The organism is uncultured Aquimarina sp., from assembly GCF_947492115.1.
Lineage (GTDB): Bacteria > Bacteroidota > Bacteroidia > Flavobacteriales > Flavobacteriaceae > Aquimarina.
The window spans coordinates 693,623-704,487 of the sequence record NZ_CANLMM010000002.1; the positions used below are offsets into that span (position 1 = coordinate 693,623).

The 10,865-nt window shown below is 34.0% G+C and carries 6 protein-coding genes; 1 reads left to right on the forward strand and 5 read right to left on the reverse strand.

Annotated elements, in window-relative coordinates:
* Positions 1 to 183: 183 nt before the first annotated feature.
* The 3 genes from Q1A73_RS08295 to Q1A73_RS08305 form a co-directional block, all read right to left on the reverse strand.
* Complete coding sequence (locus tag Q1A73_RS08295) at positions 184 to 2,460, reverse strand: polysaccharide lyase (protein WP_299604096.1); 2,277 nt, start codon at positions 2,458 to 2,460, stop codon at positions 184 to 186.
* Positions 2,461 to 2,500: 40 nt separating this feature from the next.
* A complete protein-coding gene (locus tag Q1A73_RS08300; RefSeq protein ID WP_299604099.1) occupies positions 2,501 to 4,384 on the reverse strand; it encodes a polysaccharide lyase in 1,884 nt (627 codons plus the stop codon).
* Positions 4,385 to 4,464: 80 nt separating this feature from the next.
* Positions 4,465 to 7,824, reverse strand: coding sequence for a cellulase family glycosylhydrolase (locus Q1A73_RS08305; protein WP_299604102.1), 3,360 nt, complete (start codon positions 7,822 to 7,824; stop codon positions 4,465 to 4,467).
* Positions 7,825 to 7,837: 13 nt separating this feature from the next.
* On the opposite strand from Q1A73_RS08305, the gene Q1A73_RS08310 reads away from it, so the two are divergent.
* Positions 7,838 to 8,071 (forward strand): hypothetical protein, encoded by a 234-nt coding sequence (locus Q1A73_RS08310; RefSeq protein ID WP_299604105.1) that lies wholly within the window; start codon positions 7,838 to 7,840, stop codon positions 8,069 to 8,071.
* 350 nt (positions 8,072 to 8,421) lie between these two features.
* Here Q1A73_RS08310 and Q1A73_RS08315 read toward each other — a convergent pair whose 3' ends face one another.
* Together Q1A73_RS08315 and Q1A73_RS08320 are read right to left on the reverse strand one after the other, a co-directional pair.
* Positions 8,422 to 9,693 (reverse strand): IPT/TIG domain-containing protein, encoded by a 1,272-nt coding sequence (locus Q1A73_RS08315; protein ID WP_299604108.1) that lies wholly within the window; start codon positions 9,691 to 9,693, stop codon positions 8,422 to 8,424.
* A gap of 258 nt (positions 9,694 to 9,951) precedes the next feature.
* The gene (locus tag Q1A73_RS08320; RefSeq protein ID WP_299604110.1) at positions 9,952 to 10,863 is read right to left on the reverse strand and encodes a PorP/SprF family type IX secretion system membrane protein; all 912 of its coding nucleotides are present in this window, start codon (positions 10,861 to 10,863) and stop codon (positions 9,952 to 9,954) included.
* Between the last annotated feature and the right edge of the window lie 2 nt (positions 10,864 to 10,865).

The window sequence follows — 10,865 nt, forward strand, 5'->3', positions numbered from 1 at the left end:
ATTCCAAAGAATCAGATATTTGGTTTTAAGATATTTGACTGAATAACAAGAACATGAACAAAAATTTCCTCTAGTATTGACTCTTCACATAAGGGAACAGCATACTAGTATACATAGGTTGGTCATCTTATGGAACCAACCTATGTATTTGTGATTTGTTTGGCGGGTATGTCTTGAATTATTTTACTTAATAAATAAAGTAGATTGTTTAGAGTTCTTACCTCTGCTTATCAGCAAATAAGGCCCTTTTGGCAACGCTGAAACATCCAGTACCAGTGTTTCTGATATGTTTTTGGAGTCTAATTCTCGGATTACTCTTCCTTGAAGATCTACGATCTGTAGTACTTTAGTTTTTGCTGATAATCCCACAACATTTATGATATTTCCATCTACTGGATTAGGATATACCATCATTTTTTCTTCAATATTTTCTAAATCTGAAGATCTATTACAATTAGGTTCTGAAGATGAATTACTAAAGTATATAGTAACGTCTTTATTTTTAGATACCAATACAAAGTTTGCTCCATCCATGGTTACCCAGTAAGATCCATCTAATCCGGCAAATCCTGTATTATTAAGCGTTACTTCTGGATTTGCATTTGCAAGCTGGAAAGTCATTGTACTCTTAAAATCCACATACCAGTCTGGTGATCCATTATTGGTATTAATAGCAAATTGATATAATCCATTATTCTGAGGTACCCAGTTGATAGTAAACTTTCTAAAATTACCAAGTTTAGGTCCATCATTACCAATAACATGAACATCAGAATACGTTACTTTATCCATTGCAGATAAACCACTGTTTGCAGGTGTATTAAATGAACAGTTGTTATTACCATTTCCATCTCCGCCTCCATTATCATTATCTCCTTGCACAGTTAAGGTAAATGTAGCCTGACCAGTTTCTCCATCGTTATCTGTAGCAACTGCTTTTATGGTGTACGTTCCTGCCGAAAGTCCATTTACTTCATTTGGATTTGGAGAATTATTATGACCCCATTCGTAAGGAGGTACATTTTCCTGACGTACTAAACTATTATTGATATATAATTTTACATTAGATATGCTTCCATCAGGATCGTTAGCATTCGCTACAACCGTAAGATTATATCCTTCCTGTACTGTTATGTTGCCCGATGGCGAGTCAAAAGAAACATTTGGTGCTTGATTGTTACTATTACCATTAACAGTGAGCACAAAAGTTTTACTAGTTTTTGCGCCATCATTATCAGTAGCTTCTGCTCTAAATGTATGTTGTCCTACTGACAATCCAAGGAGTTCATTAATATTACTTCCTTGTCCCCAAGTATATGGAGCTACACTTTCTTGACGAATTAAATCTCCATCTACATATAATTTTACATTACTAATGGAACCATCATTATCAGAAGCATTTACAGTAACCTGGAAATCATTATATCCTTCTTGAACACTTGTATTACCAGAAGGAACTGCAAAAGAAACGTTTGGTGGTGTGTTCTCTCCTCCATCAGGTGGGTTACCGCAACCTGTCCATACTTTGAAATCGTCGAAAAATGTATATTCGGTTCTAGGTGAATGCCAAACTTCATCGTTTCTACTTCCTCCTCGATACGTATTCATAATCAGAGCATTGATTTTCAAATTGCTTTTTCCAGAGTTACGAATTTTAGCATTGTTATCACGATATGTTTCTACACCATCGATCCACATGATCACTTTACCATTTCTCTGTCCTGGAGTGTTCATTTTAATATACTGGCGAATGGTATACCATTTATTATCCTTCAGGTTAGAATAAATTCTTTTTGCATCTCCACAATCTCCATCTTGTCGCGGTTGTCCATTTGTTTTATCAGCGAAATAACTATACAAAATAAAATAAGGTTGGTCTGTTTGTGCTCTATTTCTTCGCCACATCAAACGTGCAGACCATCCATCTGTATTATACTTACATCCTGATGGAATAGCACCACGCCCACTGCTTTCGCTATTTACTCCTCTTGTGGAACCTCCAAGACCGGGTAATTTACCACCGGTAGCCCAGAAGAAATTATCATCAAATTTCACTTTGTATTCAAGATAGGCTTCATCCACTGCATCAAAATAAGGATCAAATAAAAACCCACCTGATCTACCAGATGCATCGTTCTTTAGATATTGAGCTCGTAGTGTTCCGTTGACAATTCTTGTCTCTTGAGGAGTGTTTTCTATCAAATTACTTGCTGCTCCAGGACCTTCTACACCTCTATATGTAGATGCTGTCCAAGGTTTTACTTTATTATTAAAATCACTTTTTATATCTGAAATAGAATATCTCCTGTTATTCCAATTATTAAAATCAACATCAATAATCGTATTACATTGTGCAAAAGCTTGTTCGTTATTAAAAAGAAATGCAAAGCATATCATTAGAAATGACATCACAAAAACATTTCTATTTTTATTCGGTTTATAGATTATACTTTCTTTCATAATCATAAAATTTTTGTTAGTTAATAAGTTCAGTTTGTGTTTAGATTTTTACTAGCTTGTATCTTTTAGATTTGCCTTTAAAAGATTTGAGTTCCATAAAATAAATACCGTTGTTTAGTGAGGTAACATCAATAGACATAGAGGTTTCTTTAGTTCTGGTTTTAAGAGCTTTAATCCTTTGTCCATTAATATTATATATGACGATTTCCTGAATATCAGTATCAAGACCTTTTAAAAGAAGTGAATTCTTTACCGGATTGGGATAATAAGAGAATTCTGATATATTTTCTAAGTCTGGATTTTGCTTATTATCACAAGTAGGACTTTGGTTAGTATTACTAAAATATAAAGTGAATCCTCTGTTTTTAGATACCATTACAAAATCTTCCTCATTTGTTGTAATCCAGTAAGAACCATCTAATCCTGATATTCCAGAATTATCTATAGTTATAGAAGGGTTTGACTGTCCTAATGTATGGGTAAGTTTATTTTTTAGATCTACATAATAAGCAGGCACACCATTATTCGTATTAAAAGCAAATTGATATAACCCATTATTAGCAGCATTCCAATTGATTGTCATCTTTCTAAAATTACTTAGCGTGGGCCCATTATCACCTAAAATGTATACATTAGAAAAAGATGTTTTATCAATACTAGGAATACTATTACTTATAGGTATACCAAAAGAGCAATTTCCATCACCTCCAGTATCACCATCACCGTCTCCATCTTCATTGGTAACAGTAAGCGTAAAAGTGGTTTCGGCGGTTGCACCTTCATTATCAGTAGCAATTGCTTTTATTATATGTGTCCCTACAGGTAAATTATTTATTTCATTGGGATTTGGAGAATTCGCATGCCCCCATTCGTAAGGAGCTACATTTTCTTGTCTTATAAAATTACCATCTACATATAATTTCACATTATTGATGCTACCGTCATTATCCGAAGCATTTACATCTACATATAGACTATATCCTTCCTCAACCTCAAGATTATTGCTTGATGGAGTATTAAAAGAAATTGAAGGGTTCTGATTTGTATCACCGCCATTGTCCCCATCACCACCATTATCGCCAGAATCGTCAATTCTGTTTTTTGATACTTTAAACTCATCAAAATATGCATATATATCTTTGGTTGGTTGGAAAGTCTCATCACTACCTCCAAAAAAGGTAGATAAATAGATGGAATTTAAATGAATATCTCCTTCATCAGCCTGGCGATAGTCACCATTATCGGTAATATCTATGGCTAATTGACCATTAAGCCAAGCTCTCATAATACCGTTATTTTGACCAGGAGTATTTAATTTATTATACAATTCTATCTTATTCCATTGTCCTTTTTTAAATTTTACCTGATCTGGTTGTGGATTTCCATTAGGTTCCTCGTAGGGATCTATCAAACTCCAGTTAATAGAGGCGTGCCATCCATCCCAACTAGGTTCTGTATTGTAATGCACATAAAACTCTGCAAGACCATCATATCTCCACATGAGTCGAAGTGACATATTTCTTTCTGAGGTTTGATAGGATAATCCAGGTAATTTTCCACCTGCTCTAAATTCAAAATCATTAGGAAAATACACCATATAACTGATGTATAATTCATCTAGGTTTTCTCCTGTATCCTCCCAATACACCTTAGTGTGCATTCCACTATCATTGGTTTTTACTTTTCCTTTGGGATATTTAACTTTTAGAACTTTTCCTTGATTTGGGAAATCTTCTATAAAAACTCTTCCTTCATCAGCTCCTTTACAAAAAGAGACATCCAGAGCATCTCGTATCATGTCTCTATTATATTGACCTGAAGGTAAATGATCAAAATCGTATTGATATACTAAATCTTGTTGAGCTATGGCAACATTCGATAATAGTATCAATAAACCTGTTAATAAATAGTATATTGATTTCATGGGACGTTTATTTTAAAATCATGAGAATAACCATCAGGTAGTATTCGCAACTTCCTGATGATTAACTTGGCTAAGACAATTTATTGCTTAGTAAATAGTATAGATTTTCTGAATTTTAGTCCTTTGATAATAAGGACATACATTCCTGATTTTAGATTCGAGACATCTAATCCTGTATCGGTTCCTTCTATATGTTTTTGTAGTACAATTTTACCTTGCATATCTGCTATTTCTAAAGTAGATTTTTCTTGAGAAATACCTCTTACATTCAAGATATTATCACTTACAGGATTTGGGAACAATTTGATATCAGATATCTTGTCTTCTTCAATAGGTGATTTATTGTCACAATTAGGTGCTGAGCTTGAATTACTAAAGTAAATTGTATAACCTCCATTCTTGGAAACCATTACAAAATTAGCTCCATCTTTTGTTACCCAATAAGATCCATCAAAACCGCTTATTCCAGAATTGCTAATAGTAACCTCTGGATTATTTCCATTAAAATTAGCATTACTAAAAGGTCTAAGATCCACGTACCAATTTGGATTACCATTATTCGTATTCATTGCAAATTGATACAATCCATTGTATTGTGGATTCCAATTAATACTAAATTTTCTGAAGTTACTTAAGGATGGTCCTCCATTTCCAAGTATATGTACGTCGGTATAGGAAATATTATCAAATGCTGGCAATGCACTATTTAAAGGAGCTCCAAAAGCACAACTATCTCCACTTCCATCACCGTCTCCATCGCCATTACCGTCTCCACCATTCACCGTTAATACAAACGATGTTTCTGCTGTGTTTCCTTCATTGTCTGTAGCAACTGCTTTGAACGTATGATTCCCCGCAGGTAAATTAGTGGTTTCTGCTGGGTTTGGAGAAGTGCTATGTCCCCATTCATACGGATCAAATCTTTCTTGTCTCACAAAATTATTATTAATATATAATTTTACATTGTCTATTGATCCATCACTATCACTTGCATTTACCTTTACATAAAGACTCGTATATCCTTCATCAACAGTTAGATTAGAGGATGGAGAAGCAAATGAAATTGAAGGGCCTTGATCTCCACCAGTATCACCACTAGTTACCGTTAACGTAATTGTAGTAGAACTTTTGGCTCCATCATTATCAGTAGCTTCAGCTTTAAACGTATGTGTTCCCACAGATAACCCTACTAATTCGGCTGCATTACTTCCTTGTCCCCATTCATAAGGTGCTGAATTCTCCTGACGAATTAGATTATTATCCACATATAATTTCACATTGCTTACGGAACCATCAGCATCAGAAGCGTTTACAACCACTTCCAAGCTAGTATATCCCTCTTCTAATGAAAAATTACTTGAAGGAGAAGCAAATGATACGTTAGGTGCTTGATTAGGACCGCCTCCATTACAAGGCACGATATTCCAACTAGGACATGATTCTGTTACAAAATTTATGGTTCCATCGCTCACTGGGAAATCAGGAGAATTTGGATTACGCGTATTATTCCATACATGAATTTCGGAAGGATCTCCTTGTTTTTTTCGAGCTGTTTGTATTTCGTTTGCTCTACTTCCTAAATTAAATGTATTATTAAAAATGGCATTTCTATAACCTGTATTAAATCCAGTTCCTCTATCTAAGAAATCCACTCCTGCATTAAGAATATTAGATCCATCGATGTTGAAGGTATTATTATATACAAAACCATATGCTCCTTTAAGATCTATGAATGCATCCGCACTATTTTCTCCAGAAAGACCTTGTGCAGAGAAAGTACAATTACGGATAATCGTATTTTTAGTACCTTCTTTTACATCTACACCTTCTGCAGTTACATTAGGTCCTACGATACAACCATCAATGGTATTATTGTTACATTCTCTTTCATATTGGTCATGCTGTCCTTTGTCTGATCCCACATACAATCCTTCGCCGATTCCTGGCTTTTTAATTCCTACATTGTATACTCTACAGTCTTTTACTAGGTTAAAACTAGATCCATCTCTAAGGTGAATCCCTTCTTCTCCCAATTCTCTTACTGTTACATTTTCTAAAAGACCGTGATTGGCATTGTCAAATACAATCCCTTTAGAACCTTCTTCAAAAATGATATTCTTTATTTCCCAATAATCTCCAAGCATATGTAAAACATAACCATCATATTTACCATTTTCACCTTTTAGTATTGGTGGGTTTGATGGATTTTGGGCTCTCATGATAATTGGATTAGACTGCGTTCCATTTCTGTCTGAAGCATATCTTGTTGCTCTTCCTCCAATATTAATCTTGTCTGGAGCTTCATACGTACCAGAAGCTATAATAATTTCGTCTCCTGGTTGTGCATTTTGCATCGCATTTCTAATACAATCTACTGTATTACAATTGATTATTCCTGGTTCTCCATTATCTCCGTCTCCACCACCATCAGAATTTTCAGTCCAATTCTCTATAAGACTTTTAATATATACTCCTGTATCAGTAAGTTGATTGTTTTTTAAGCCATTTATTCCTTGGCCTGGCTTCACTATAGATGACCCTTCAGATTTATCACTAACCGCCCAATTTACATGGCTAATATTGTTATCTCTAAAGAATTCCATCCATCTTTCTGTCTCCTGAACATCTGCATTTCCATCTCCATTGGCATTTACAGCTCCCCACTCTGTTACAAATAATGCTACTCCATTATTCATTGCAGTCTGTGCTTTATTTCTTAAAAACTGCGTGTGTGTTCCTGAATAAAAATGCAGTGTATATGCTGTATTTGAGTCGTTAATAGGATTATTTGATGCGATATCCACATCTTGTGACCAAGTAGGAGACCCAACAATAATCAAATTATCTGGATCCTCAGATCGGATAGCCGCAATAACGGTTTCTGCATAGCTTTTTACTTGTGACCAAGATTGATTTATAGGTTCATTATAAACTTCATAAATTACATTAGGCTGGTTACCGTATAAAGATGCCATTTCTCTAAAGAAATCTGCAGCCTCAGATGTATACTGTTCTGCTTCATGAGTATGCCAATCAATAATTACATACACTCCCTGAGCTATTGCAGCATCAATTATTTTTCGAACCTTATTTTTCTGAAAATTAGGGCTATCTATATAACCAGTTCCTCCATCCCAAGATTCTTTTACTCCCATAGCTGCTCTAACTATTGAGCTGTTCCAATTGCTCACCAAATGTTCAACAGTTTCTGCATCATAAAAATCTGATGTGTCGGTAGCGTTACTCCAAAACAGACTATTTCCTGCTAAACTCACTGGATTATTATTCTTATCAACTATTTGATTTCCTTGTACCTTTAACCTTCCATGTTTCTGGACAATAGTTTGAGCAAATGCTCCTGCTGTGACAAATAAGAATATTGCCAGCCATAGCAATCTTTTTACTAAAAAGTGTTTCTTGTGTGTGTAATGCATTCTCATAATTACATTGTTTGTGTTATTTATAGTTATAAGTGATCAGATACACTTAGTTACACAAAACAGTATCAAATGTTTTGTAGCGTATCGTAATTACCTTGAAAAGAAATCGACAGGTATTGATGTTACTCTCGAAAATATCAGCAAGCATGATTTTGTTTTAGAAATTGAAAGAACTAAAACAACGCATACCTTAACTGTATTATACAACAGTATTCATTATACCATGCCAGATACTCTTCTGGTATGATCCAATAATTAAAAAATGATATGTCTAAACTCCGGAAGGGTGGTAGATAGAATTTAGATATCGAACTTACTTGCAATCATATTTAATTCAGAAATATTCGTAAGATCTGGAATAATTATAACCTAAGCTTACTAATCTAATAAACCCATAGTCTCAATTATATACTTATTTCTGATTTTAAATACTTCTATTTAAGTTTGTCTAATTTTAAAGAACACTTAAATAATGTTTTTTGTTTCCCGTCTAAGACATTATTCTCGACGGTTTTATAACTCATTTTACTTGTTTTTAGTATGCTTTTAGCGTCTTTTTCATTGAAAAAAACAGCACATTTATTCGTTTATTATTACCTATCTTACATGTAAAGGACCTCCTTTAGTAATGTAGATATTATCAATACTCAGTGAGTATTCGCCATCATGCTCTCTTCTTGAAGCAATTGCAAATCTTGTTAAGGTTTCCACTGCATATACCGACCAAGTTCCAGTTCCTCCTGATGGTCCAGAATTAACAAACTGATCAAAACTTATCGATAAAGTATACCAGCCATCATCATTAGGTATATAACCTAAATCTTCCAGGTTTTGTAAACTTGGTCTAAATTCTACATATTCATCTGTCGTAGATCCATCACCATCCGCATCGTAACCTTCATCGAATCGTAACCTAAAACCAGCTAATGGACCACTATAATCATTTGGAATACCTTGAAAATTAATTTGAATATTAAAATATAGTTGTGTTAATTCTCTACTATCTTCATTAAAAAAATCTGCGAAGAATCCAGAGGATTCTCTAGAATGACCTATTTGTCCTGTGTAGGATCCTGAATCTCCTGTATCGCTAGTTCCTCCGATGTAATAAAAATTATTATCTATAGGGTTAGGAACCAACGTAGCATCTGATGGCAATATATCACTAACACCAAGATTTGAAATCTCTGCATCGCCACCAGAACTAAAAAGAACGGTTGCTTCATCAAAAGTTTCAAAATATGGAGTCATAACTTCGACAACATAGAATTCATTTGAATTAACATCTGTAGAAGAAACACCTCCTTCACTAGTTAATTGGATTGCACTAAGACCAATCGGAGATGCACCTAGGGTAAAAACTACCTCTGTTTCTGATGTATTTATAATCGTTCCGTCTATTCCTCCAACAGTAACCTTATTTACGGTAGCCATCGCTGTTCCTGTTAAGATAATCTCTTGTCCAACCTGAGCAGACTTTGGTGTAATATCTGTTACCTGAGCAGCACCAAGAACAACAACTTCAAAACTTTCTACGCTAATCGCTATACCACCTTCGGTAGTAATAGACAACTTACCAGTTGTGCCTCCTTCTGGGACTATTGTTGTAAGTGATCTTAATTTATTATCACTAATAGTTGACGTAATCCCATTAAAAGAAACTTCAGTTGCATTTAACAAATCTGTACCTACTATAGTTATTTCATCCCCAGGTTCACCAGATTCTGGTGAAAAACCAAGAATAGCTGGAATTCTAATTCCGTCATTAGCAGAATCATCATTACTACAACTCACGCAAAGTGTAATAACACTTAGAATACATAAGACGATAGATAAAGATCTACTTACTATATCGTTTGCGTGAATCATTTTTTAAAGAGTTAAAATTAAGCCATGGTAATATTACTACTTCATATGACTTTAATAATTCACATTTAGGGATACATAAATACAAACAACTGAAAATCAATTTTTTAAAACACCTTTAAAAAACTAAAAAACCAGAAAACAACCTATTTTTATCATTGGAATTCCACCATGAAATATTAATAAGTATTTCTAAATTCAAAAATATCTTTCTTAAAAAGTTCTATAATTTTTGAATTCTTATATGATTTCTTCGTGCTACTAAAATCCTTCTCCAGATCGGTATGTTAAAATAAATCCGTTTGTATTATTAAATGGAGTATCTCTGTTAAATGCAGTATAACTATACGCGAAACGCCAATTTTTTAAGAAGTAAAGCCCTGCAAGTGCATTTAAGGATGAACTACTGCGATAACCAGCTCCAATTTCAATTTTATTTTTATAATTAACCGAAACATTCAAATCAAATTGAGCTGGTGCATCTGCTTCAAACTTTATTAATGCACTTGGTTGTATTCTTATTTCTTCAAATCGACTTAAGTATAATTTATATCCACCATATAAATAATATGGTGTTTGAATATTCACATTTTGATCGGAAGCAATACTATTAGAAAATAGATTCTGCGCAGAAAATCCAATGTACAGTTTATTATGATTATATAATATTCCAAATCCAAAAGTTGGTACTGTCACATTTACATCGTTTTGGAAGTTCGGATCACCTTGAATATTTAATCTTGATAAATCTTCATTAAAAAAAAGCACACCAGTGGTTAACCCAAAGGAAAGTACATTTGGATTATAATTCCACCAACGAGCTCTGTTATAATTATGATCAAAGAATATTTTATAGGCATATGAAGCGAAAATCGTTGTGGCTGTGGTTACTCCTATCTGATCACTTATAAAACCTCCACTAATTCCAACACTATTTTCAAAGGCGTTGGTACTTACAATTCCAGAAAAAGTTCTAGGATTCCCCTCAAACCCACTCAGGTACCCAAAATTACTCAAACTTACCTCTGTATCTGAATAATAACCTGAATGAGCGGGGTTTATTAAAACTTGATTGTAGTAATAATCGGAGAAAACTGGTGTCTGTTGAGCTCTCGTGTTATTATAGTATGACGATAGCATTACCGCCATTAGTAGGTATATATATTTTCTCATAA

Coding starts and splice junctions, on each gene's coding strand:
- Q1A73_RS08305 (WP_299604102.1), bottom strand. CDS start 7,824: ATGAGAATGCATTACACACACAAGAAACACTTTTTAGTAAAAAGATTG.
- Q1A73_RS08320 (WP_299604110.1), bottom strand. CDS start 10,863: ATGAGAAAATATATATACCTACTAATGGCGGTAATGCTATCGTCATAC.
- Q1A73_RS08295 (WP_299604096.1), bottom strand. CDS start 2,460: ATGAAAGAAAGTATAATCTATAAACCGAATAAAAATAGAAATGTTTTT.
- Q1A73_RS08300 (WP_299604099.1), bottom strand. CDS start 4,384: ATGAAATCAATATACTATTTATTAACAGGTTTATTGATACTATTATCG.
- Q1A73_RS08315 (WP_299604108.1), bottom strand. CDS start 9,693: ATGATTCACGCAAACGATATAGTAAGTAGATCTTTATCTATCGTCTTA.